At 67.9% G+C, this 25,438-nt stretch carries 20 protein-coding genes; 14 read left to right on the top strand and 6 right to left on the bottom strand.

The annotated features are described in order from the left end of the window. The first annotated feature begins 2 nt into the window (after positions 1-2). From VE759_RS06300 to VE759_RS06325, 6 genes are all read left to right on the top strand, one after another. Positions 3-1,091: a sulfate/molybdate ABC transporter ATP-binding protein gene (locus VE759_RS06300; RefSeq protein WP_324929289.1), complete on the top strand. Its 1,089-nt coding sequence runs from the start codon at positions 3-5 to the stop codon at positions 1,089-1,091. 46 nt (positions 1,092-1,137) lie between these two features. Beyond that, complete coding sequence (locus VE759_RS06305) at positions 1,138-2,100, top strand: APA family fibronectin-binding glycoprotein (RefSeq protein ID WP_324929291.1); 963 nt, start codon at positions 1,138-1,140, stop codon at positions 2,098-2,100. A gap of 149 nt (positions 2,101-2,249) precedes the next feature. Beyond that, positions 2,250-2,558: a GlsB/YeaQ/YmgE family stress response membrane protein gene (locus tag VE759_RS06310; protein ID WP_324929293.1), complete on the top strand. Its 309-nt coding sequence runs from the start codon at positions 2,250-2,252 to the stop codon at positions 2,556-2,558. 101 nt (positions 2,559-2,659) lie between these two features. Then, positions 2,660-6,706: a bifunctional nitrate reductase/sulfite reductase flavoprotein subunit alpha gene (locus VE759_RS06315; protein WP_324929295.1), complete on the top strand. Its 4,047-nt coding sequence runs from the start codon at positions 2,660-2,662 to the stop codon at positions 6,704-6,706. Positions 6,707-6,713: 7 nt separating this feature from the next. After that, a complete protein-coding gene (locus VE759_RS06320) occupies positions 6,714-7,733 on the top strand; it encodes a zinc-binding alcohol dehydrogenase family protein (protein WP_324929297.1) in 1,020 nt (339 codons plus the stop codon). A 118-nt stretch (positions 7,734-7,851) separates the two neighbouring features. Further along, the gene (locus VE759_RS06325) at positions 7,852-8,646 is read left to right on the top strand and encodes a GAF and ANTAR domain-containing protein (protein WP_324929299.1); all 795 of its coding nucleotides are present in this window, start codon (positions 7,852-7,854) and stop codon (positions 8,644-8,646) included. 7 nt (positions 8,647-8,653) lie between these two features. On the opposite strand, the gene VE759_RS06330 is transcribed toward VE759_RS06325, so the two are convergent. Further along, on the bottom strand, positions 8,654-9,418 hold the full coding sequence (locus tag VE759_RS06330; protein ID WP_324929301.1) for a CPBP family intramembrane glutamic endopeptidase: 765 nt from the start codon (positions 9,416-9,418) through the stop codon (positions 8,654-8,656). 32 nt (positions 9,419-9,450) lie between these two features. After that, the gene (locus tag VE759_RS06335) at positions 9,451-11,883 is read right to left on the bottom strand and encodes a phosphoketolase family protein (protein ID WP_324929303.1); all 2,433 of its coding nucleotides are present in this window, start codon (positions 11,881-11,883) and stop codon (positions 9,451-9,453) included. A 41-nt stretch (positions 11,884-11,924) separates the two neighbouring features. Here VE759_RS06335 and VE759_RS06340 point away from each other — a divergent pair, with 41 nt between their 5' ends. From VE759_RS06340 to VE759_RS06350, 3 genes are read left to right on the top strand one after another with little or no spacing between them, the layout of a single operon-like run. Further along, positions 11,925-12,809 carry a TIGR03619 family F420-dependent LLM class oxidoreductase gene (locus VE759_RS06340; RefSeq protein ID WP_324929305.1) on the top strand — a complete coding sequence of 295 codons (885 nt, stop codon included), beginning with the start codon at positions 11,925-11,927 and terminating at the stop codon, positions 12,807-12,809. Positions 12,810-12,823: 14 nt separating this feature from the next. Then, entirely contained in the window at positions 12,824-15,136 is a 2,313-nt protein-coding gene (locus VE759_RS06345) for a CoA transferase (protein ID WP_324929337.1), read from the top strand. Continuing rightward, positions 15,136-16,614, top strand: a complete 1,479-nt coding sequence (locus tag VE759_RS06350) for an acetyl-CoA acetyltransferase (protein ID WP_324929307.1) — start codon at positions 15,136-15,138, stop codon at positions 16,612-16,614. The genes VE759_RS06345 and VE759_RS06350 overlap by 1 nt, the downstream gene beginning before the upstream one ends. 13 nt (positions 16,615-16,627) lie before the next feature. Here the strand turns inward: VE759_RS06350 and VE759_RS06355 are convergent, their stop codons facing one another. The 4 genes from VE759_RS06355 to VE759_RS06370 form a co-directional block, all read right to left on the bottom strand. Next, positions 16,628-17,218 (bottom strand): hypothetical protein, encoded by a 591-nt coding sequence (locus VE759_RS06355; RefSeq protein ID WP_324929309.1) that lies wholly within the window; start codon positions 17,216-17,218, stop codon positions 16,628-16,630. A 21-nt stretch (positions 17,219-17,239) separates the two neighbouring features. After that, entirely contained in the window at positions 17,240-18,472 is a 1,233-nt protein-coding gene (locus tag VE759_RS06360) for an NAD(P)/FAD-dependent oxidoreductase (RefSeq protein ID WP_324929311.1), read from the bottom strand. A 229-nt stretch (positions 18,473-18,701) separates the two neighbouring features. Next, on the bottom strand, positions 18,702-19,427 hold the full coding sequence (locus tag VE759_RS06365; RefSeq protein ID WP_324929313.1) for a DUF72 domain-containing protein: 726 nt from the start codon (positions 19,425-19,427) through the stop codon (positions 18,702-18,704). Between the two features lie 7 nt (positions 19,428-19,434). Beyond that, positions 19,435-20,088 (bottom strand): TetR/AcrR family transcriptional regulator, encoded by a 654-nt coding sequence (locus VE759_RS06370; RefSeq protein ID WP_324929315.1) that lies wholly within the window; start codon positions 20,086-20,088, stop codon positions 19,435-19,437. A gap of 99 nt (positions 20,089-20,187) precedes the next feature. Here VE759_RS06370 and VE759_RS06375 point away from each other — a divergent pair, with 99 nt between their 5' ends. The 5 genes from VE759_RS06375 to VE759_RS06395 all read left to right on the top strand — a co-directional run bounded on the left by VE759_RS06375 (position 20,188) and on the right by VE759_RS06395 (position 25,437). Further along, a complete protein-coding gene (locus VE759_RS06375) occupies positions 20,188-21,318 on the top strand; it encodes a VOC family protein (RefSeq protein ID WP_324929317.1) in 1,131 nt (376 codons plus the stop codon). After that, positions 21,315-22,253: a fumarylacetoacetate hydrolase family protein gene (locus VE759_RS06380; protein ID WP_324929319.1), complete on the top strand. Its 939-nt coding sequence runs from the start codon at positions 21,315-21,317 to the stop codon at positions 22,251-22,253. The genes VE759_RS06375 and VE759_RS06380 overlap by 4 nt, the downstream gene beginning before the upstream one ends. A 34-nt stretch (positions 22,254-22,287) precedes the next feature. Beyond that, positions 22,288-23,835: a bifunctional 3-(3-hydroxy-phenyl)propionate/3-hydroxycinnamic acid hydroxylase gene (locus VE759_RS06385; protein WP_324929321.1), complete on the top strand. Its 1,548-nt coding sequence runs from the start codon at positions 22,288-22,290 to the stop codon at positions 23,833-23,835. Continuing rightward, entirely contained in the window at positions 23,828-25,015 is a 1,188-nt protein-coding gene (locus VE759_RS06390; protein WP_324929323.1) for a cytochrome P450, read from the top strand. Before VE759_RS06385 ends, VE759_RS06390 begins: the two co-directional genes overlap by 8 nt. Positions 25,016-25,095: 80 nt before the next feature. After that, on the top strand, positions 25,096-25,437 hold the full coding sequence (locus VE759_RS06395) for a VOC family protein (protein ID WP_324929325.1): 342 nt from the start codon (positions 25,096-25,098) through the stop codon (positions 25,435-25,437). Position 25,438: the final 1 nt, after the last annotated feature.

Consider the following 25,438-nt stretch of genomic DNA (forward strand, 5'->3'; position numbering starts at 1 on the left):
AGATGCGCGCCGTCGTCGCCGAGCGCGGTGTCGACATCGAGTTCTCGGTGGGCGCCGGTGAAGTCGTGGCCGTGCTCGGGCCCAACGGCGCGGGCAAGTCGACGGCGCTGCACCTGATCGCCGGGCTGCTCAGGCCCGACGACGGTGTTGTGCGGCTCGGCGACAATCCGCTCACCGACACGGCCGCAGGCGTGTTCGTGCCGGCGCATAAGCGCCGAGTCGGGATGCTGATGCAGGACCCGCTGTTGTTTCCGCACCTGTCGGTGGCGGCCAACGTCGCGTTCGCCCCGCGCAGTCGCGGGCAGGGCCGTCGACGGGCGCGAGAGGCCGCGGCCCTCTGGCTGCGGCGGGTCGACGCCGCTGACTTGGCCGATCGGTCGCCGGCGCAGCTGTCGGGCGGGCAGGCCCAACGGGTCGCGCTCGCGCGGGCGCTGGCCGCCCGGCCCGATGTGATGCTGCTGGACGAGCCGCTGTCCGGCTTGGACGTGGCGGCCGCGGCGGCGATCCGCAACCTGTTGCGCGGTGTGCTGGCCGCCGACGGCAGGTCCGCCGTGCTGGTGACCCACGAGCTGCTCGACGTGCTCACGCTGGCTGACCGCGTACTCGTGCTGGAGTCCGGCCGGGTGGCCGAGATCGGTTCGGCCGCAACCGTTCTGGCGGCGCCGCGCAGCCACTTCGCGGCCCGTATCGCGGGAATCAACCTGGTCAACGGCACGCTCGAACAGGACGGCGTGCTGCGCACCCACCGCGACGTGCGGTGGCACGGCGTGCCGAGCAGCGACACGCCGCCCGAGCCGGGTCGGCCCGCCGTGGCGGTGTTCGCTCCGGCGGCGGCCGCGGTGTATCGAGACGCCCCGCGCGGCAGCCCGCGCAACACCGTCGCCGTCACCCTGGCGGAGGTCGACAGCCGCGGAGCCGGAATCCGGGTCCGCGGCGAGGAGCAGGACGACGGCGCGCCGGGCCTTGCCGCCGACATCACCGTCGACGCGGCGACGGAGCTGCGGCTGGCACCGGGTGAGCAAGTCTATTTCTCGGTGAAGGCGCAGGAGGTCGCGCTGTATGCCGGCCTCGGCAAAAAGGTCACAGAATGAGCAGATCACACTTGCGTCACCCCGGTAACACGGTAATTTCGTCGTCATGCTTCAGCCGGACCCGACCCCGAAACCCCGCAAGGGCCTCAGGACCACACTGGCGATTGCGGCTGTGACCAGCGCTGGAGCGTTGGCATTCGCGCTGCCTGCCACGTCGCAAGCGCAGCCGCCGCCATCGCCGTCCCCGAACACGAATGCGGCGCCGCCACCGGCGGACCCCGCACCGCCGCCCCAGCAGAACCCGCTGGTACCGCAGTATGCGCCGCCACCGGCGGCCGATCCGAACGCGCCGCCAGACCCCAACGCTGCGCAGCCCGCTCCGCCGCCGGAGCCCGGCCGGGTGAACAACGCGGCCGGCGCGATGAGCTTCGTCGTCCCGGCGGGCTGGGCCAGTGCGGATGCGTCGCGCCTGACCTACGGCTCGGCGCTGCTGGTGGCGAACCCCCCGAACGGGACGCCGGTACCGGCGACCGACACCAGCATCCTGCTGGGCAAGCTGGATCTGAAGCTGTTCGCCGGCGCTGAGCCCGACAACACGAAGGCCGCGGTGCGGCTGGCCTCGGATATGGGTGAGTTCTTCATGCCGTACCCGGGCACGCGGATCAACCAGGAGACTACCCCGCTGAATGCCGGCGGGATGCCGGGTGCGGCGTCGTACTACGAGGTGAAATTCACCGACACCAACCGGCCCAACGGCCAGATCTGGGCCGCGGCGATCGGTACCACAACCGCGCGTCAGGGCAACGTTCCGGCTCGCAACGACCGTTGGTTCGTGGTGTGGCTGGGCAATGCGAACCATCCGGTCGACAAGGCCGCGGCGAAGGCGCTCGCCGAGTCGATCCGACCGTGGGCTCCGCCGCCACCACCCGAGGCGCCGGCGTCAGATCAGAATGCGGCACCCGGGGCACCGGGTGCACCGCCTGCGCCGGCCGCACCGGGGCAACCCCCGGTCGGCGTGCCGGTACCGGTGAACCCGCAGAACGCGCCGGGAATGATGCCGCCGGCCTGATAACGCTTTCCCTGACGTTGTCCACTTATTAATGATGACCGTGCCCGAAATGCCGGCCGAATCGTTACGCTCGCCGCGTATACCGGTGCACAGGTCCAGCGCGGCCGCTGGGCTGGCGGCAAAGGCAGCGGCGTGGACTAGGAGTCGCGATGGATACCACTTCGGCTACCGAGTTTCTGGCCCTCAACCTCGACGGTAAAACCGGCATTGGTTGGATCGGCTACATCATCATCGGCGGCATCGCCGGCTGGATCGCCAGCAAAATCATGGGAACCGACAAGCAGATGGGCATCCTGCTCAACATCGTGGTGGGCGTAGTGGGTGCCTTCGTTGCCGGTCTGGTGCTGAATCTGGTCGGTGTCGATGTGAACAGTGGCGGTTATTGGTTTACCTTCTTCATCGCGCTGGCCGGGTCGGTCGTTCTGCTTTGGCTGGTCAAAGTGTTCAGACGCGCCTAGGGGCCACTCACCCCGCCGCGCATGCGGCGGTGAGCAACTGGCTACCTGGTGATTACCTGGCCGGAAAGGGCTGAAAACAGTGCCTGTCCACCATGGCCGGTATGGCTGCGCGCGAAGAAATGCTGACGCGCACGGCGTGCTCGTACTGCGGCGTGGGCTGTGGCATCGAAGTCCGCACCACGCGTGACTCGGACACCGGATCTCCCGTCATCGCACGGGTTTCCGGCGATAAACTTCATCCAACGAACTTTGGCCGGCTGTGTACGAAGGGTGTGACGCACGCCGAGCTGATGCGTGCCGACGATGGCCGGCTGACTTCGGCGTTGCTTCGGCCGACGCGCGACGACGAGTTGCTGCCCACACCGGTCGACGACGCGATCGCCGAAGCGGCACGGCGGCTGAGAACCATCCTCGACGTCCACGGCCCCGACGCTATCGCGCTTTATGTTTCGGGCCAGATGTCGTTGGAAGCACAGTATCTGGCTAACAAGCTGGCCAAGGGCTTCCTGCGCACCGTGCATATCGAATCGAATTCGCGGCTGTGCATGGCCAGCGCCGGCACCGGCTACAAGCAGTCGCTCGGGGCCGACGGCCCACCTGGCTCGTACGCCGACTTCGACGCCACCGATCTGTTCTTCGTCATCGGCTCCAACATGGCCGACTGCCATCCAATCCTGTTCCTGCGCATGGCCGATCGACTCAAGGCCGGGGCCAAGCTGATCGTCGTCGACCCGCGCCGCACCGCGACCGCCGACAGGGCCGACCTGTTCCTACCGATCAAGCCCGGCACCGACCTGGCGCTGCTGAACGGGCTGTTGCACCTGCTCGTCGAATCCGGCGACATCGACGATGAATTCATCGCCGAGCACACCGAGGGCTGGGACGCGATGCCGGCCTTCCTGGCGGATTACCCGCCGCACCGCGTCGCCGAGATCACCGGCCTCGCCGAAGCCGACATCCGCACCGCCGCACGGATGATCGCCGACGCGGGGGAGTGGATGAGCTGCTGGACGATGGGCCTCAACCAAAGCACGCACGGCACGTGGAATACCAACGCGATCTGCAACCTGCACCTGGCCACCGGCGCCATCTGCCGACCGGGCAGCGGCCCAATGTCCTTGACCGGACAGCCCAACGCAATGGGCGGACGGGAAATGGGCTACATGGGCCCGGGTCTGCCGGGGCAACGCTCGGTGCTGTCGGCCGACGACCGGGCATTCGTGGAGCGGCGATGGGCATTGCCGCCCGGCGCCGTCCGCGGCGACGTCGGACCCGGCACCGTCGCGATGTTCGAACGCATGACAGCAGGCGACATCAAGGCGTGCTGGATCATATGCACCAATCCCGTTGTCAGCGTGGCTAATCGGCAGCGGGTCATCGCCGGACTGACGGCCGCTGAGCTGGTGATCACCCAAGACGCGTACCGCGACACGGCGACCAACCGCTACGCCGACATCGTGCTGCCGGCGACGCTGTGGGCCGAATCCGACGGCGTGATGGTCAATTCCGAACGCAACATGACCCTGTTGCGGCAGTCGATACCCGCGCCCGGGCAGGCTCGCCCGGACTGGCAGCTCATCTGCCAGGTCGCCACCGAACTCGGTTTCGGCGCGCACTTCGACTATGAGTCAGCCGAGCAGATCTTCGACGAAATCCGCCAATTCGCCAATCCGAAGACCGGATACGACCTGCGCGGTGCCAGCTATGAGCGGCTGCGTCACACGCCGCTGCAGTGGCCGTGCCCACCGGGCGATCACGCCGACCGCCATCCGATCCGCTACCTCAACGACGGCACCACCCAGGACCTGTTCATCGACGCCGGCGGGCACCGGCCGAGGCTGGCCTTTCCGACCCCCTCACGCCGGGCGGTGTTTCATCCGCGGCCGCACATGGATGCCCGCGAACTGCCCGACGACGAGTACCCGCTGATCCTGAACACCGGCCGGCTGCAACACCAGTGGCACACCATGACCAAGACCGGCAAGGTCGAAAAGCTCAACAAGCTCAACAGCGGCCCGTTCGTCGAAGTCCATCCCGAAGACGCCGCAACGTTGCGCATCGAGGACGGCCGCCGCGTCGAACTGCGATCTCGCCGCGGCCACGCCGTGCTGCCGGCCATCGTCACCGACCGCGTCCGGCCCGGCACCTGCTTCGTGCCGTTTCACTGGAACGACGAGCACGGTGAAAACCTGGCCGTCAACGCGGTCACCAACGACGCCGTCGACGCCGAGTCATTGCAACCCGAGTTCAAGGCCTGCGCGGTCAGCCTTCGCCCGGTACCCCAACAGGTCGCCCCGCGCCGGCAGATGCACCCGATCGGCTCGGCACTCCACCTCGCCGACCACCCGCCGCCGTCCCTCAACGTCGCCGAAAAACACTACCTGGCAGGCTTTTTCACGACGCTTCCGATAGAGCTGCCCCATATTCCGGTGCTGCCGGCCAACGCACCGGTCAGCGCCGAGGTGCGGCTACGCGTCGACGGCATGCTCGCCGGTGCGTACACCCGGCCCGCCCCGGAGACGGCGCCGAACCAGCCCCGGCCGCTGGTGGTGTGGGCCTCGCAGACCGGCAACGCCGAGAACTTCGCCGCACGGCTCGTCCAGCAACTCGACACCGCCGGCGCGCCGGCGCGGCTGGTCAACATGGACGATTGCGACCTCGATGACCTCAGGGCCGCCGGCGACGTGCTCGTGGTCACCAGCACGTTCGGCGACGGCGGCCCACCGGACAATGGCGCGGACTTCTGGAGCCGGCTGGAATCATCGGATGCGCCGGCGCTCGATGGCGTGCGTTACGCGGTGCTCGGCGTCGGCGACCGCTCCTACGACAACTTCTGCGGTCACGCCAAGTCCCTCGACGCCCGCCTCGGCGCCCTTGGCGCGACCAAGCTGATCGAGCGCACCGAATGCGAGGCGTTTGACGACGAGCCGATGGCGCGCTGGGCCGACCAGGTCACCAGGATGCTCAGCGCGCCCGTCACCGCCACCGCCACTGCCGCCGTCACGTCGCCCGCCAAGCCGCTCAGCGCCGAGCCGTTCAGCCGAGCCAAGCCGGTCGCCGCGCCGCTCTCCCGCAACCTGACGCTCAGCGCGCCGACCGCGGGCAAGGAGGTCCGCCAGTTCGGCTTCGACATCTCCGAGTACGACGTCACCTATGCCGTCGGCGACACGCTCGGCGTCTACGCCCCCAACCACGACGCGATGGTGACCAGGTGGCTGACCGCCACCGGCCTGTCGGAGCATGAGGTCGTCGAGGTCGACGGTGCCGAGATGCCGCTGCGCGACGCGCTCACCGAGCATTACGACATCTGCCGCGTCACCCCAAATCTGCTCGACTTCATCGCCGGTGCGGGCGCCGACAGGGCCGCCGTCAAGGCACTGCGCACCAACAAGTCCCACTTCGACACCTGGCTGCTCGACCGCAACGGAATCGACATCGTCGAGCAGTTCCCGATCCGCGCCGAGGCCGCCGAGTGGCAGCAGGCGCTGGTTCGGTTGACGCCCCGCCAGTACTCGATCGCCAGCAGCCCGCTCGTCAGCCCGCACGAGGTGCACCTGACGGTGTCGATCGTGCGCTACCGCGGCGCAGATGGCACCGCGCGAGGCGGCGTGTGCTCGACGTTTTTGGCCGACCGCGCCGCGGCCCGCCCGGTGCCGGTGTTCCTGCAGCGCTCACCGCACTTCCGCCCGCCGGAGGACCCCTCGACGCCGATGGTGATGGTCGGCCCCGGCACCGGCATTGCACCGTTTCGTGGTTTCCTGCAGCAGCGCCGCGCGCTCGGCTACCCCGGACGCAACTGGCTGTTCTTCGGCGACCGCCACGCGGCCGAGAACTTCTACTACCGCACCGAGCTCGAGGACATGTTCTCCGACGGCTTCCTGACCAAGCTTGACCTGGCGTTCTCTCGCGATCAGCCGCAGCGTGTCTACGTCCAGCACAGGATGCTGGACAACGGCGCGGAGCTGTGGCGCTGGCTGGAAGACGGCGCGCACTTCTACGTCTGCGGCGATGCGACCCGGATGGCCAGGGACGTCGACGCCGCGCTGGCCAGGATCATCAAGACCCACGGCGGCATGTCCGACGAGGAGGCCCACAACTACAAGCGTGAGCTGGTTGCCGCCAAGCGCTACGTGCGGGACGTGTACTGATGGAGGCATGGCTGCAAACCGCACGATGACGGCCTGGCGGGTCCGGCGGCCGGGGCCGATGAGCTCGCATCCGCTGCGATGGGTGACCGCCGATGTTCCGCGCCCGGCGCCCGACGAGCTGCTGGTGGCCGTCAAGGCATGCGGGGTGTGCCGGACCGACCTTCATGTCACCGAGGGCGATCTCCCGGTGCACCGGCCGGGAGTCACTCCGGGGCACGAGGTTGTCGGCGAAGTCATAGAGGTCGGGGCGGACGCGGGCAGCGAATTCAAAACCGGGGACCGCGTTGGCATCGCTTGGCTGCGACACACCTGCGGCGTCTGCCGGTTCTGTGTGCGCGGCCGGGAGAACCTCTGCCCCGGGTCGCGCTACACCGGCTGGGACGCGGACGGCGGTTACGCCGAATTCGCCACCGCCCCTTCGGCATATGCGCATCACTTGCCGGCGGGCTACTCGAACAGCGAGCTTGCGCCGCTGCTGTGTGCCGGCATCATCGGGTATCGGTCGCTGCTGCGCGCCGAGCTTCCCGGAGGTGGCCGCCTCGGGCTGTACGGGTTCGGGGGCAGCGCGCACATCACCGCGCAGGTCGCCATCGCGCAGGGCGCCGAGGTGCACGTGATGACTCGCGGTGCGGCCGCGCAGCAGCTCGCGAAGAGTCTCGGCGCCGCGTCAGTGCAAGGCGCCAGCGACCCGCCGCCGGTGCCGCTGGATTCGGCGATCCTGTTCGCCCCGGTCGGCGACCTGGTGCTGCCGGCGCTGCAAGCCCTCGACCGTGGCGGAACCCTCGCGATCGCCGGCATCTACCTCAGCGACATCCCGACACTGAACTACCAGCGGCACCTGTTCCAGGAACGTCAGGTGCGCTCGGTGACGTCGAACACCCGCGCCGACGCCCGCGAGTTTCTGACCTTCGCCGGCCGGCACCACATCCAGGTGAGCACACCGGAATACCCCTTGTCGAAAGCCGATCAGGCGTTAACGGATCTCAGCGAAGGCCGCATCGCCGGGGCGGCGGTGCTGCTGGTGTAGCCACAACGTCGCGGAATCCCTTGTTAACCAGCCGCCGACATCGTTGCGTTGCCGTATTGACTCCGGGACGGTGTAAGCGTGAACTAGATGGGCGAAGTCGGTCAACAAGTCGGAGCAGATGGCAAAGTCGTGGATCAGTGACCAGCCGGTGACGGAGCTGGACAGCCAGGAAGAAGCGAAGCTTCTCGGCTACGACGGCGGCGTGCTCGCAGCGCAAACCCCCGGCATCGGTGTGTACTGCGCGATCGCCGACCTGGTGCGCAGTGTGTGCGACGAGTCGCGGCCGCACCCCGAGGAGGTGCTCGAAAGGTTTGCGCTGCTCGCGTCGACTCACATCCAGGAGGTCGCCGACGCCAGCGTCGTACTCGTCGCGGGCAAGCGGGGCATCCGGCCGTCGGCGGCCAGCGGGGGCTTTCCGCATCTGATCGACGAGATCCAGGCGCAGGCGCTGGAGGGGCCGGCGTTCGACGCGATCGAGCAGCGCCAGACGATCCGCGTCGACGATCTCGCGGCCGACACCAGGTGGCCGCGGTTCACCCAGCGGGTGCTCTCGCAGACGCCGGTGCGGTCGATGCTGTGCTACCGGATCCACACAGAGCTGCACGACTATGGGGTGCTGAGCCTGCACGCGCACAAGCCACACGGGTTCGACGCCGATGCCGAGGAGTTGGGCCGGCTGTTGGCCACACATGCCGCGGTGACGCTGCACAACGTCCACCGCGGCCGTCAGTTCCGTTCCGCGCTGGGCAGCCGCGACATTATCGGGCAGGCCAAGGGCATGCTGATGGAGCGGTACGACGTCGGCGCGGGCGCCGCTTTCTCGTTGTTGACCAAGCTGTCGCAGGAGTCGGGCAAGCCGGTCGTAGTGGTCGCCAAGGAAGTCGTCGAGGCCAGCACGTCGGCACGGAGCTGAAGCGGGGTCAGGTCGTTAGGTGCCACACCATGGCGGCCGCCAGCGCGCCAAGCCCATTGAGCGACCAGTGCAGCGCAATCGGCGCGATCAAGCTGCCGCTGCGGCGTCGTAGCCAGGTGAACACGAATCCGGCGACCGCCGTGGCCAACACGGCCAGCACCACCCCGGCCACCTCACCGGCAATGCCGCCGCCGAACACCCGACCCAAGCCGACGTTGCTGCTGGTCAAACCCAACGAGGTGGCGATATGCCACAATCCGAACAGCACCGAACCCGCGGCGGCGACACCGCGGAACCCCCACGCCCTGTTCAGCGCACCGTGCAGCACCCCGCGAAAGGCAAGCTCCTCGGGAATCGCGGTCTGCAGCGGAATGATGATCATCGACGCGATCACCGCGCCCGAGACCGTCGCGTAGTTGTTGTTGAGGAACATCGGCCGCGTCAGCGGAAGCAGCGCGCCGATCGCGATGACCGACATCACCAGCGCGACCGCCGCCGAAGCGTAACCAACGCCGGACTTCCAGTGGTCGCGGCCCAACCCGAGTTCGGCCCAGCCCATGCCTCGGGCCCGCAGCAGGACCATCAGTCCGACCGCCGCGGCCGGAACCGTGGCCACGCTCGCCCATGGCGTCGTGAAATGGGCGATCAGATTGCTCATCGCGAGAACCACCACGACAACGCCGATGTCGACGTACGTCCGGAAGTGGTGCAGCGCGGCCAGTTGGGCTACCAGCGGATGAGGGTCCGCGGCCGCCGCGGCGTGGTCAGACATTGCGCCCGAGTCTACCTTCGGGCTCGGGTGCCTCATTCCGGCTCGTTGACCGGCTGCGGATCCCGCGAGCGCCCTGCGCCGGCGCGGTAATCCGAGTCCCACGTCCAGCCGGAGATCGCCGGATCGTCCTCACCGAACTCGCGCGTGTAGCGGCGCGCGGCCAGCCGCGCGTCGATCATCTCCTGGCGCAGCCCGGCCGCCCGGGTGCCCAGCCCGGGCACGCGATCGATGACGTCGATGACCAGATGGAAGCGGTCCAGGTCGTTGAGCATCACCATGTCGAACGGCGTGGTCGTGGTGCCGCGCTCCTTGAACCCGCGCACATGGATCGACGCGTGGTTGGCACGCCGATAGGTGAGCCGGTGAATCAGCCACGGATAGCCGTGATAGCCGAAGATAACCGGCTTGTCCGGGGTGAACAGCGCGTCGAACTCCCTGTCCGGCAAGCCATGCGGATGTTCGGTGTCCTGCCGCAGCCGCATGATGTCGACGACGTTGACCACCCGCACCGCCACGTCCGGCAGCCTCCGCCGCAGGATGTCGGCCGCCGCCAGCGTCTCCAGCGTCGGGATATCGCCGGCACATGCCAGCACGACGTCGGGCTCGCCGGTCGTGGTGCTGGCCCACGGCCAGATGCCGAGTCCACGGGTGCAGTGATAGATGGCCGCGTCCATGTCGAGGTAGCTCAGCGCGGGCTGCTTGCCGGCGACGACGACGTTGACGTAGTCGCGGCTGCGCAGGCAGTGATCGGCCACCGACAGCAGCGTGTTGGCGTCCGGTGGCAGATACACCCGCACCACCTCCGGGCGCTTGTTCGCGACGTGGTCGATGAAGCCGGGATCCTGATGTGACGCGCCGTTGTGGTCCTGTCGCCAAACATGAGACGTCAGAAGGTAGTTCAGCGACGCGATCGGCCGCCGCCACGGCAGCTCCCGGTTGCGGGTGAGCCACTTGGCGTGCTGGTTGAGCATCGAGTCGACGATGTGCACGAACGCCTCATAGCAGTTGAACAGCCCGTGCCTGCCGGTCAACAGGTAGCCCTCGAGCCAGCCCTGGCACAGGTGCTCCGACAACACCTCCATCACCCGGCCGTCGGGGGCGAGGTTCTCGTCGTTGGCGTCGGTCTCGGCCACCCACACCTTGCCTGTGGCCTCGAACACCGCGCTGAGCCGATTGGACGCGGTCTCGTCGGGCCCCATCATCCGGAATCGGTCCGGATTGCGGGCGATCACGTCACGCAGGAACGCACCGAGCACGCGGGTGGCCTCACTGGTCTTCGCGGCCGGCTTGGCGACCTCGACCGCATAGTCGGTGAAATCAGGAAGATCCAAGTCGTGAAGCAGCAGCCCGCCATTGGCGTGCGGGTTCGCGCTCATCCGCCGCATTCCATCGGGCGCCAGCGCCCGCAGCTGCGGGCGCAGCGCGCCGCCGTCGTCGAACAGCTCTTCGGGCTGGTAGCTGCGCAACCATTCCTCCAGCCGGGCACGGTGTTCGGCATTCGTGTGAGTCTCGGCCAGCGGCACCTGGTGTGAACGCCAGGTGCCCTCGACCGGCTTGCCGTCCACCACTTTCGGCCCGGTCCACCCCTTCGGGGTGCGCATCACGATCATCGGCCACAGCGGTCGTCCCTTCTCGTTGTCCACGCGCGCCGCCTGCTGGATCGCCGCAATCTGGTCGAACGCTTCGTCGAGCGCGGTGGCCAATTGCCGGTGCACGTTCGCGGGGTCGTCCCCCGCCACGGTGATGGGCCGGTATCCGTAGCCGTACAGCAGCGATTCGAGCTCCTGTTGCGGAATCCGGGACAACACAGTCGGATTCGCGATCTTGTAGCCGTTGAGATGCAGGATCGGCAGCACCGCGCCGTCGGTGACCGGGTTGAGGAACTTGTTGGAGTGCCAGCCGGCGGCCAGCGGCCCGGTCTCGGCCTCGCCGTCGCCGATCACGCACGCCACCACCAGGTTGGGGTTGTCGAACGCGGCCCCGTAGGCGTGCACCAACGCGTAGCCCAGCTCGCCGCCTTCATGTATCGAGCCCGGCGTCTCGGCGGCGACATGGCTGGGGATGCCACCGGGAAAAGAGAACTGGCGGAACAGCTTTCGCAGTCCGTCGGTGTTTTCGCCGATACCGGTGTAGACCTCGGAATAGGTGCCTTCCAGATAGGCGTTGGCGACCACGCCCGGGCCGCCGTGCCCCGGACCGGCGATGTAGACGACGTCGGCGTCGCGGTTGCGGATGATCCGGTTCAGGTGGGCATAGATCAGGTTGAGGCCGGGCGTCGTGCCCCAATGCCCGAGCAGCCGCGGCTTGATGTGCTCGGGTGCCAACGGTTCCCGCAGCAGCGGGTTGTCGAGCAGATAGATCTGACCGACCGACAGGTAGTTCGCCGCGCGCCAGTACGCGTTGATCAGATCGACTTCGTCGTCGGTAAGCGTGGGCGGCGTGATGTAAACGGTCTCTGCGCTCATGGCTCGTTCGTACCCGATACCCGGGCACTACGCTGACGATCGTGCTGGGTTTTGCGTTGCCGCAGTTCGGGCAATCGGCCCGCGATGACCTGGCGCACTTCGCGGCGACGGCCGAACAGCTTGGCGCGGCCGGCCTGTGGGTCGGCGACCGGCTGCTGGCGCCGGTGAACCCCGCGATCGGCTATCCCGGCACCGATGCGATCCCGCAGCAGTTCCGCACGTCGTTGGACCCGTTTGTGACGCTGGCCGTGGCCGCCGTCGTGACCAGCACCGCGAAACTCGGCAGCAGCCTGCTGGTCGCGCCGTGGTATCCGCCCGTTCAGCTCGGCAGGCAGCTGACCAGTATTGACGTGGTCAGCCGCGGCAGGCTGATCGTGGGCCTCGGCATCGGGTGGTCGCCGGACGAATATCAGGCCGCCGCCGCTTCGTTCAGCCGGCGCGGCGCGCAGCTCGACGAGCAGCTCGACGCGCTCGAGGCGCTGTGGACGTCAACGCCGGTGAAGCACGAGGGCGCCCGCTGGTCCGTGCCGCCGTCGTGGGTCGACCTGAAGCCGGTGCAGCGGCCGCATCCGCCGATCTACCTCGGCGCGTTCACCCCCGCCGGGCTGAGCCGGGTCGGACGCCGGGCCGACGGGTGGCTGGCGGCCGTGCGGGTGCCCGGCGGCGTGCACTTGGCGGCGCTGAGCGCCCAACGGCAGGCCATCGAAGCGGCTGCCACCGCGGCGGGCCGTGACCCCGGCTCGATCTCCACGAATGTCCGGGTGAATGTCGCGCACGGCACAGCCGTCGACGAGGTTGCCGACGCGGTGCGGCGATTGGCGGACAACGGCTACACCGACGTGTTCGTCGACCTGATGTACGTCGTCACCGGGGCGGATGCGATGCTCGACTGGGTGCAGCGACTGCTGGCGGCGAGCGCCCGGTGACCCCGCCCGATCAGCTGCCCGTTGCCGATCAGCTGCCCCTCGCCGATCTTCGGGTGCTCGACCTAACGGTGGGCGGCGCCGATGCGGTCACCCGGCCGCTGGCCGATCTCGGCGCCGATGTGCTAAAGATCGAGCCGCCGGGCGGCAGTCCTGGCCGCGCGGCGCCGCCGAGCATTGCCGCAGCGAGCGTTGCGTTCACCCTGCACAACGCGAACAAGCGCAGTGCGGCGTTGAATCCTGAGGACGACGCGGACCGACGCCTCTTCATGGAGCTGGCCGGTGGCGCCGACATTGTCGTCGACAGCGGAATCCCCGGGCAGGCCGCCGCCTTCGGCGCACCGTGCGCCGAACTGGCGCGCCGCTTCGACCACCTGGTCGTGATGTCGGTCACCGATTTCGGCGCCGACGGACCGCACGCGTCGTGGCGTGCCACCGATCCGGTGCTGTATGCGCTGTCGACGGCGCTGTCGCGGTCCGGACCGCCGACCGGCACGCCGGTGCTGCCGCCCGACGGGATCGCGTCTGCCACCGCGGCGGCGCAGGCCGCATGGGCGGCGCTGGTCGCCTACTACCACCGACTGCGGTATGGCCGCGGCGATTACATCGACTTCTCGCGTTTCGAGGCCGTCGTTCAGGTGCTCGATCCGCCGTTCGGGTCGATGGGGCAGGGCGCGCTGGGCAACCGGCCCGGCGGATGGCGTGGCCGGCCCCGCAATCAGGACGTCTACCCGATCGTTGCATGCAAGGACGGACACGTCCGGCTGTGCGTGATGTCGCCGCGGCAATGGCGTGGCATGCGGGCGTGGCTCGGCGAGCCCGAGCAATTTCAAGACCCCAAATATGAGCGGCTCGGCCAGCGGTTCGCGGCCACCAGGGAGATCGGCGCGCTGGCCGCACGACTGTGCGCCGATCAGACGATGGCGCAGCTGGTGGCCGCGGGGCAGCGCTACGGCGTGCCCATCGCCGCCGTGCTGACACCGGCGGAAGCCCTGTCCTCCGGGCATTTCCGCGACGTCGGCGCCCTCGCCGCGGTTTCGTTCGCACCCGGAGTCGACGCCACCGTCCCAATCGGCCCATTCGTCGTCGACGGGCAGCGGCTCGGCATCCGCCGCCCCATCCCACCCGCCGGTGCTGACCCGCCCCGGTGGCAGGCACCGACCCGCCCGGCGGCCGCACCGCAACGCCCGATCGGTCGGCCGTTCGAGGGCCTGCGCATCGTCGACCTCGGCGTGATCGTCGCGGGCGGCGAGCTGGGTCGGTTGTTCGCCGACATGGGTGCCGAGGTCATCAAGGTCGAGAGCCCGCAGTATCCGGACGGTCTGCGGCAGACTCGTCCGGCGCAGCCGATGAGCGAGACGTTCGCGCTGACCCACCGCAACGAGTACGGGCTGGGCCTTGACCTGCGTCACCCCGCAGGTGCCGACGTCTTCGGCAGGCTGGTCGCCGACGCCGACGCCGTCTTCGCCAACTTCAAGCCCGGAACCCTCGCCGCCCTGGGTTTCTCCTATGAGCAGCTACGCAAGATCAACCCGGACGTCGTGCTGGCCGAAAGCAGCGCGTTCGGTGACAGCGGGCGGTGGAGCCAACGGATGGGGTACGGCCCGCTGGTCCGCGCCGTCACCGGACTGACCAGGCTGTGGAACTTCTTCGATGCCACCACGGTGTTTCCCGACCACATCGTCGCCCGGATCACCGCGATCGCCGCGCTGGCGACGTTGATCCGCCGCCGCCGCACGGGAGCTGGCGGTCATGTACACATTTCGCAGGCCGAGGTCGCGGTCAACCAGCTCGACACCCGCTACGTCGCCGACGCCGCCCGCGCATCGGGCCACCCGGTGACCGACGACCCGACGATCCACGGTGTGTATCCGTGCGCGGGCGACGACGAGTGGTGCGTGATCTCGATTCGCGGCGACGATGACCGTCGCGCGCTGGCCGAAGCGACGGGCGGCGACATATCGGCCTGGACCGGCACGCTCGACAAGACCGTCCTGACCGAGGTGCTGCAGCACGCCGGCGTGCCCGCGGGCGCGATGAACCGGCCCGACGACGTGCTCGACGATGCGCAGGTGCGACACCGACAACTGTTCAGCGACATGGTGCATCCGCTGTTCGACCGGACGTTCCACAGCGAAACCGGCCCAGCGCCGTATCGACACATTCCGCCGGCCGAGCTGCGCCCGGCCCCGATGCTGGGTGAGCACACTCGTGAGATCTGCCGCAGGGTGCTGGCGCTCGACACCGAACAGACCGAACGCCTGATCGCCGACGGCGCGCTGTTCGCCCCGACCGAACCGGCCTCGCCCACATCGAGAAAGGGCATGTGATGCCGCTTGATCCGCGAACACCGGTGCTCGTCGCGTCCGGTCAGGTCAACCAGCGCGGCGACACCGATCCGGTGGAACCGGTCGAACTGATGGCCGCCGCCGCGCGAGAGGCGGCCGGCGCCCGCGTGCTGGCGGCCGTCGAGTCGATCCGGGTGGTCAACGTGTTCTCGTGGCGCTACCGCGATCCGGGCCGGCCGCTGGCCCGGCTGATCGGCGCTCGTGATGCCGCCACCAGCTACAGCGGGGTCGGCGGCAACATGCCGCAGTCGCTTGTCAACCAGGCCTGCCTCGACATTCAGCACGGCCGCGTCGACGTGGTGCTGATCGCCGGCGCCGAAACATGGCGCACCAGAATGCGGTTGCGTGCACAGGGCACCAGGCCGGATTGGCCGCGTCAGGACGAGACCGTTCCGCTAGCCCCAGGCGCCAGTGCGGACGTTCCGATGGTGGGACCCGCCGAGGAGCGCATCGGGCTGGGCAGGCCGGCCAACGTGTACCCGATGTTTGAGCAGGCGCTGCGCATCGCGAGCGGCGAACCGTGCGATGACCACCGCCGCCGCATCGGCGAACTGTGGTCGCGGTTCAGCGCGGTCGCCGAAGACAACCCGAACGCGTGGAGCCGAAAGGCGTTGTCGGCAGAGCAGATCTGGCGGCCGGCCCCCGACAATCGGATGATCAGCTGGCCCTACACCAAATTGCTGAACTCCAACAACATGGTGGACCAGGCTGCCGTCGTGATACTGGCGTCGGTGCGGGCCGCCAACCGCTTCAAGATCCCTTCGGAGCGTTGGGTTTTCCCGTACACCGGGACTGATGCGCACGACACGTACGCGATCGGCGAACGCGCCGAATTGCACGCGTCGCCCGCGATCAGAATCGCCGGCACGCGCGCACTCGAACTCGCCGGTCTCGCGGTTGACGACGTCGAACTGATCGACGTCTACTCGTGCTTCCCGTCGGCTGTACAGGTCGCAGCCATCGAACTGGGGCTACCGGTCGGCGATCGCGATCGACCGCTGACGGTGACCGGCGGGCTGACGTTCGCGGGCGGGCCGTGGAACAACTATGTGACCCACGCGATCGGCACCATGGCACAGCGGCTCGTCGAGCAGCCCGGCAGTCGCGGGCTGATCACCGCCAACGGCGGATATCTGACCAAGCACAGCTTCGGCGTGTACGGCACCGAACCACCGGCCGGCGAATTCCGCTGGGAGGACGTGCAATCGCTGGTCGATCGGGAACCAACGAGGGCTGCGGTCGTCGAATGGGATGGAGTCGGCACCGTAGAGGCGTGGACCGCGCCGTTCGACCGGAACGGACGGGCCGAGAAGGCCTTCCTTGCCGTCCGCACCCCTGAGGATCACCGGACGCTTGCCGTGATCACCGATCCCACAGAGGCCGAGACCACGGTCGTCGAGGACATCGCCGGCATCAAAGTGCGCGTGCATCCCGACGGCACAGCCGCGCTGAGGGACTAGTCCCGATTGCCCGTCAGCCAACGTCGGTGTACTGCAGCGAATATCCATTGGCCGAAAAGGTGAAGCCCTTGCCCGTCGTCTCGTTGACGCATGACACACCGGCGTCCTGCACGTTGCAGCGGAATCCGGCCGCGGCGAGAATCTTGTTGAACTGCAACGCGTTCGCCGGCCCGGGTAGCTGCGCGAAGCCCGGCTGGTCAAGCCACGCGAAGTGGGCATCGCCTTGGGTTTCGACGACGAGCGCGTTCGGCGCCTTGGCGTCACCCGTAGCGGTCGTCACGGCGTTGGGCTCGCCCGGAATACCCATGCTCGACTGGGCGGCGGACTGACACCCCGCCTGCACCCGCGGCACGATCGCGCAATGCCATTTGCCGCTCGGCGTGGTGAAGTAGTAACCGGCCTGACCCCGTGACTGGGCGAAGTAGTTGTACGCATTGACCAGGTTACGGTTGTCGAGCTGCGGCGGCAGCGCTGATGGGCTGGATTCGGTCGGCGACGCCCAGTCGCCGGTATTGATCACCTGCCCGGACGTGCAGGCCGCCAGCGACGTGCAGGCCGCCAGTGATGTGCAGGCCGCCAGGATCGCACACCCAGCCCTCGTCACGACCGCGCAGCGTATCAGCACTCAACCGCTGAGCACCGCGTCGAGTGCCACCCCGGTGTCGGCCAGCCGGTCGGGGTTGATCGGCGCCCGCGACCGAATCAGGTCCTTGATGTCGTCGAGTCCCTCCCAGATGTTGACGTTCATCCCGGCCAGCACGCGGTTGTCACCGTCGAGCCAGAACGCGGAGAACTGCCGGCCGTCGACGTCGCCGCGGAACACCACGCGCTCGTATCTCGGCGCGTGCCCGACGTACTCCATCCCAAGGTCGTACTGGTCGGTGAAAAAGTACGGCACCTCGGTGTATTCGGCGTGCTTGCCGAGCATCGCCGCCGCGGCGACCGCCGGCTGCTTGAGCGCGTTGGCCCAGTGCTCGGTGCGCACCCGCATCCCCAACAGGGGATGCGCGGCGGCGGCGATGTCTCCTACCGCGTAGATGTCGGGATTGCTGGTGCGCAGCGACGAGTCGACCTCGACGCCGCCGTGCGCGACGTCAAGCCCGGCGTGCTCGGCGAGCTCAGTGTTCGGTTCGGCGCCCACGGCTATCAGAACCGCGTCGGCGTCGATCGTGGCACCGTCGGCCAAGCGCAGCCCGGCCCCGTGTCCCGAGGTGACGATTTCCTCGACGTTCGACCCGAGCCGCAGGTTGACGCCGTGGTCGCGGTGCAGCCGGGCGAACACCTCGCCGACCTCGGGGCCCAGCGCGTGCTGCAACGGCAGCCGCGCGGTTTCGACCACGGTGACGTTGACCCCCCGCTCGCGCGCGCTGGCAGCGACCTCCAAGCCGATCCAGCCGGCGCCGATGACGGCAAGCGACGATCCGTCGCTGAGCACTGAATCGAGCGCCTGCGCGTCTTCGATGGTGCGCAGATAGTGCACGCCCGCGCCGTCGGACCCGGGCAGCGGCAGGCGCCGGGACCGCGAGCCGGTGGCAAGCAGCAGCTTGTCGTAGTGCACGGTGCTGTCGTCGGGCAGCACCACGCTGTGGGCGGACGGGTCCACCGCGGTCGCGCTGGTGCCAAGGCGCAGGTCGACGTTGTGGTCGCGGTACCAGGCCGAGTCCTCGACGGTGAACTCACCAAACGACTTCTTGCCGGCCAGGAACTCCTTGGACAGCGGCGGCCGCTCGTAGGGCAGCTGGTCCTCCTCGGCAATGAGCACGACGTGACCGCCGAAGTCCTTGTCACGCAAAGATTCTGCGGCCTTCGCCCCGGCGAGACCGCCGCCGACGATGACGAATGTGGACGACTCTGTCATGTCGAATCAGCGTACGACGCAGGCCCCCGGATCGCGCCAAAACACCTTGATGATCTCGGCCAGTTTGTCGGCGTGCTCGAGGACCGGCGCCACGTGCGGGGGGTCCATTTCTGCCACCGCGCCGCGCGGCATCCTGGTGACCGCCGTCCGTACCTGCTCGCGGCCTGCTACTCCTTGACCAGCTGCTCGAGAAGCTGACCGAGCAACGCGATGCATGGCTGTCAGCGCCTCAACGCGACACCAGCTCCTTCAGCGTTCTCGCGTTGCGCACGGCGTGTCCGGATGGATCGTTGTTGAAGTAGACGAGCACGCGACGGCCCTCGCGGTGCCATTCGCCGATCCGCTCGGCCCACCACCGCAGCTCGTCGGTGGAATAGGAGCCCTGATACATCGACTCGGCCGGCCCGTGCATGCGGATGTACACCACGTCGGTGGTCGCGCGCATGATCCGGCGCAGCCCGGCGCCGCTCATCACCACGTAGGCAGCGCGGTGGCGCTCCAGCAGCTGGTACACCGCGGGGTCGTCCCACGACGGATGGCGCAGCTCCATCGCGACCCGGATCCACTGCGGCATGCGCGCGAGGAAGTAATCCAGTCGCGCGTCGTCGCGCTCCAGCTCGGGATGCACTTGTACCAGCAGCATCTCGCGTCGGTCGCCGAGCGCCGCCCAGCAGCGCTCGAATCGCTCCACCCAGGGCTCGGGTGACTTGAGCCGCCGGAAGTGCGTGAGGCCGCGGTGCGCCTTGACCGACATCGTGAATCCCGGCGGCGTACGCTCCCGCCACCCCGCGAACGTGGCGTCGCGCGGCCAGCGGTAGAAGCTGGCGTTGAGCTCGACGGTGTCGAATTCCTCGACGTAGCGGGCCAACCTGTTGGCGACCGCCATTTTCGGCGGATACAGCACGCCGGCCCAATGGTCATAGGACCAGCCCGACGTGCCGATCCGAATTGTCATGTAGCGCTCAGGCTGCCGAGCCCTCGGCGAGGTCCGCGATCTCGGGCAACGGCCGACGGCAGATCTCGTGCGCCTGGTCGGCGGGCACACCGAAGATGCGCAGCACATCCTCGGTGACCCGGTCGGTCGCCTCGGCATCGTCACGTTCGGGCTGATCGTTGAGCAGCTGGCCCAGACCCATCAGTGCGCCACCGGCGACCGCCATCGCCAGCTCCGGATCGGTGACGTGGAACCGGCCGGCGTCAGCGGCCGCGGCGATGTCGCGCTTGGCGCGCGGCCCCAGGCCTCGGTCGGAGCTGATCAACGACAAGCCGATGTTGAGCAGCACCCGACTGAGGTCGGGACGGTGCCGAAACAGCCGACCCGTTAGGCGGTAACTGCGCGCGAATGTTTCTGCCGGATCGTCGACGGCCGGCAAGGTGTCCAGCAGAGCGCCGTGCACGTCGAGCACCTTGTTGACCGCCGCCTGGAACAGTATTTCCTTGCTCTCGAAGTGGTTGTATAGCGAGCCGATCCCGACGTCTGCGGCTTGGCTGATCTCCTGCACGGGCACGTTCAACTTGCCCGCGGCAATGAAGGCCTGCGCCGCCTTGATCAACGCGGCGCGGGTGCGCTGCTTGCGTCGTTCCAGGCGGTTGGCCGGTTTGTCGTGCTCGGTCACGCCTTACAGGATACTCACTTATGAAGATTTCTTCAAAAGCACTTGACTGAACGCACCTTCTTAAGTGAAGATAGCTTCAGTGAGCAGTGGAGGCGAGCAATGAACGACCACGTGGGCGCCCACAACGACCTGCACAGCGCGCAGGGCGCACATAAGGGCGAACATCCCGGGCGGTCACCAAACCCGGTGATAAAAGTGCACGACATCGCGTGGCTGGAGTTTCAGAAGCCCGACCTGGTGCGCGCCGAGGCATTCGCGCGGGCGTTCGGCTTCACCACGGTGCTGCGCACCGACGACGAGTTGCAGCTGCGCGGCACCGATCCGGGTGCGCCATGCCTAATCGTCCGCCGTGGTCCGCGGTCGCGCTTTGTCGGCACCGCGTTCACGGCCCAGGACGAGGACGACGTGCTGAGGCTGGCCGGCGCCAGCCGCGCGCGGACGCGCCCACTGCCCGACACGATCGGCGGCCTGACCGTCGACTTGGTCGATCCGTGCGGCATCCCCGTTCACGTGGTGGCCGGCACACGCGAGCTCGATAAGCTGCCGGCGCAACCGTCACACACCTTCAACTTCGGCCACGAGGTGCGCCGTACCAACCGCACGCAACGTCCGCCGCGCCAACCCGCCCGAGTGCAGCGGCTGGGGCATGTCGTGGTGCAGACCACCAAGTACCTGGAGGCGCTCAACTGGTATCTCGACAATCTCGGGATGATCGTCAGCGACTTCCTGTACTTCCCCGGCCAGCGCGATCGGGGCCCGACGATGAGCTTCATCCGCTGCGACCGCGGCATGACACCGGCCGACCATCACACGCTGGCAATGGCACTGGGTCCGTGCAACCGCTACGTGCATTCCGCCTACCAGGTGTGCGATCTCGATGCGATGGCCGCCGGCGGCGAATACCTCACGGAGCGCGGCTATTACCGCTCGTGGGGCATCGGTCGCCACATCCAGGGCAGCCAGATCTTCGACTATTGGCGCGACCCGGACGGTTTCCTGGTCGAGCACTTCAGCGACGGCGACATGTTCGACTGCACCCTCGAGCCGGGCTGGGCGCCGTTCACTGCATCGGGCCTGGCCCAGTGGGGGCCGCCGGTCACCAAGGACTTTCTCGGCACCAGCCCCAGATCCCTTCCCCACGAGGCACGCTCGATTATGACCGCGCTGCGCGACGACAACGAATTCGATTTCAACCGCCTGATCGGCTTGATGAAAGTAGCCAGCTCATGACGATTTCGATACTGCGCACCGCTGACGGCTGGTGGGTGAGGACACCTACCGGCGCAGCCAGGATCACCACCACGGCGGCGACCACAGCCGAGCTGCTCGGCGACCGGGCCGCCATCGACGCGGCCGCCCACGGCAGCGACACCGTGCCCGTCGGCAGCCTGCAGCTGATGTCGCCGGTGACCAGCCCGTGTCGCGTCGTGGCCCAGATGACCAACTACGCCTCGCACGTCAGGGACGCCGGCATGGACCCGAAATCCACTCCGTTGACGTTCTTTCGCAAGGCCTCCGGCTCGATCAGCGGCCCGTTCGACGACATCGTCAAGCCCGACCATGTCAAGTTCCTCGACTACGAGGTGGAGATCGGTCTGGTGATTGGCCGCGACATCCCGGTCGGCGCCACGATCTCCGAGTCGAACCTGTCGGAATACATCGCCGGCCTTGTCGTCACCAACGACGTGTCGGCGCGCGACGTGCAGCTAACGAAAACCCAGTTCTACGAATCGAAGTCGTATCCGACGTTCACCCCGGTGGGTCCGGCGCTGGTGCTGCTGGATGCCAACGAGCTTAGCCGCTTCACCGAGCTGCGGTTACGGCTATCGGTGAACGGCGAAGTCCGCCAGGATATGTGCGTCGAAGGCGACATGATCTATCAGCCGGCCCAGGCCCTGCAGGCGCTGGCGCAATTCCAGCGGCTGGCCGTCGGCGACCTGGTGCTGACCGGCACCCCGGTTGGCACCGCGCTCAGCGCGCCGCCGAAACCGGTAGAAAAGATCGCCGCGCTGCTGCCCGCGGCCGTGAAATGGAATCTGTTCTTCAAGACCCAAGCGAAGAATCCGAAGTACCTGCGTGACGGCGATGTCGTCGAGACCAACGTGGCCAGCGACGACGGAGCGATCGACCTCGGCACGCAACGAAACATCGTGAGGTACAAGTGATCATCGGCTCGGTACTGCGGTGCCCGATCTGACGATGGATCGGCAATTTGTTCTCGTTGTCGTTGTCGGCGCGGGCCCGACCGGGACGACGGCGGCGACGCTGCTCGCCCAATACGGCGTCGACTGTTTGGTACTGGACCGGTGGGAAAAGGTCTATCCCCAACCCCGGGCGGTTCATCTGGACGACGAGATCAACCGAGTCGTGGCCCGCCTCGGCATCGGCAAGGAGTTCGCCGCGATCTCGCGCCCGGCACTGGGACTGCGCCTGCTCGACCAAGACCTCGACGTGCTCGCGGAGTTCCGCCGCGACCCGACCGAGAGCATCCATGGCTTCCCGCAGGCCAACATGTTCGACCAACCGGAGTTCGAGGCCTTGCTCCGGACCAACCTGAAACGGCAGCCCAACGCCGTCATCCGGGGCAACTCCGACGTCACCGATGTCACCCAACTCGATTCCGGCCGCGTCCGGGTCACCTTCACCGACCGAGTCACCGGCGACGAGCAGATCGTCGACACCGCTTACGTTTTGGGTTGCGACGGGTCCAACAGTGTCGTTCGTTCATCGATCGGCGCCGCCATGCAGGATCTGCGGTTCCAGCAGCGCTGGCTGGTAGTCGACGTGGCCACCGGCGCCGACCTGAACCAGTGGGACGGCGTACATCAGGTCTGCAACCCGGTGCGTGCCGCGACGTACATGCGCATCGGTTCTACCCGCTACCGCTGGGAGTTCCGGCTGTTGCCCGGGGAAACTGCGGCCGATTACGCAACGCTCGGCGCTCTCCGCGGGCTCATCGCGCCGTGGGTCAACGGCGTGCCCGACGGCGACCTCGAATTGGTGCGGGTCGCCGAGTACACCTTCCGCGCTCAACTCGCCAACCGCTGGCGCGATGGCAATATCTTCCTACTCGGCGACGCCGCCCATCTCACACCGCCATTTATCGGCCAGGGCTTGGGGGCCGGCTTGCGCGACGCGATGAACCTGGCCTGGAAACTGGCCGGTGTGCTCAACGGCGACCTTCCCGCGGCCGTGTTGGGAACCTACGAGCAGGAGCGTAAACCGCATGCCCGCATGATGATTCGGCTCGCCATGCGCATGGGATGGTGGATGACGGCCGGCGGCCGCGTCGGTAACGCCATCCGGCGAACCATCGTGCCCCGCCTGCACCTCGTACCCGGTATGCGGCAGAAGATCGTCAACAGCAGCACACCGGCGTTGCACCGGTCCGCATTGGTGGTCAAGGGGCACGGGCCTCGGCAGCTGGCCGGCACGTTGTGCCCGAATCCCGTCGCGCACCAAGGCGCGCGGCTCGACGACGTGCTGGGCACCGGGTTCGCGGTGATCACCACCGAACCACTGACCACGCCCGAGCGTAATCAGCTTCGAAGGCGCGGCGCCGTCGCGGTTACCGCCGACGCCGACAGCGAACTCGGTCGCTGGCTGCGCCGGGGCGGAGCGAGTGCCGCGGTCATCCGGCCCGACCGCACCGTGATGCGAGCGGGCAGGCGCGTTTCCGCGTTGGTCGACGCCGTACCGTCGTTCGCGCCGTCGTGCGCTGCTGCGTCAAGGTGTGCCGATGCGTAGGCCGGATGATGTCCCCAGATACCGGCGCAACATCTACAGCGCCGCCGCCATCGTCGACCCGTACCCCCGTTACCGGCTCCTGCGCGAACTCGGGCCCGTCGTATGGCTTTCGCGGCAGCGGGTTTACGCGCTGCCGAGGTATGCGGAGTGCAAGGCCGTCCTGCGCGACGACGAGACGTTCATCTCGGGCGACGGCGTCGGGCTGAACCCGATCACGAATCGGCTGTCCCGGGGCACCACCCTCAACAGCGACGGCGCCGAACACGATCAGCGGCGCAAGCTCGTCGCCCATCGCCTGCTGCCGCGGGCGCTGCGCGCGATGAGCGACACCGTCGAGGACCAGGCGGCCCAGCTGGTTGACGCGGCCGTAGCCAGGGGAGAGGTGGACGGCGTACAGGACCTCGCCACAGCGCTGCCACTGAGGGTCGTGCCGGATTTCGTCGGCTGGCCGCGCGACGGGCGCAAACATCTGTTGCGTTGGGGCGGTGCGACGTTCGACGCGCTCGGGCCGATCAACGCGCAGACGTTGAAGGCAGCCCCGGCCAGCCTGCAGATGCTGCGCTTCTCCAAACGGGTGGTGCGGCGGCGCGCGGTCCTCGACGGCAGCATGGGTCACGACGTGCTCCTCGCGGCCGACAGCGGCAAGCTGGCCCATGCGCAGTGCCCCGCACTGATGGTGGATTACCTTGTACCGTCGCTCGACACGACGATCAGCGGCATCGCCAACGCTTTGCACCTGTTCGCGACGCATCCCGAACAATGGCGAGCGTTGAGGCACGATCCAACGTTGATTCCGAACGCGGTCAACGAGGTCCTCCGCTACGAGCCGCCGCTGCGCGCATTCTCCCGAAAGATTAGTCGAGACACCGAGATCGCCGGCGTCGCTGTTCCCAAAGGCGCCCGGGTACTGGTGCTGTATGCGTCGGCGAACCGTGACGAGCGCGAGTGGAACGATCCGGACAGATTCGACATCACGCGCGACGCCAACCGTCAGCTCGCGTTCGGACACGGAATGCATGCCTGCGCGGGACAGGGCCTGGCCCGCCTGGAAATGCAGGCGATCCTGCATGCACTGGTCGAGCGAGTGGAACGGATCGAGCTCGCGGGACGGCCGACGTGGGCGCTCAACAACATCATCAGGTGCCTCGAGCGGCTGCCACTGACGCTGACCGCGGCCTGAGGTTTGGCTGGGATCGGTCTACTTGTCGGTCGGTGCCCTTATAACGGAGGCACCTATTCATCGACCCGCGGAGGACGGACATGCCCAATGTTGTGAATTACTTCGAGATCGGCGCGCCGGATACCAGCGTGACGACGGCGTTTTACGGCGACCTGTTCGGCTGGCAGGTCGGTGCAGGCACGCGCGACGGCTACCGGATGGTCGACGGCGACAAGGGCGGGATCTGGGACAGCTCGCAAATCGGCGGGGCTTCCTGGGCCATCTTCTACGTCCAGGTCGACGACGTGCGGGGCGTCATCGACAAGGCGACCAGCCTCGGCGCCAAGGTGCTCGTTCCGCTCACCGACAACGGTCGGCTGGAGTTCGCCCACCTGCAGGACCCGCACGGCAACCGGTTCGGCGTGTGGCGGCCAACGGGCTGAC

It is taken from the genome of Mycobacterium sp., assembly GCF_035640695.1.
GTDB lineage: Bacteria > Actinomycetota > Actinomycetes > Mycobacteriales > Mycobacteriaceae > Mycobacterium.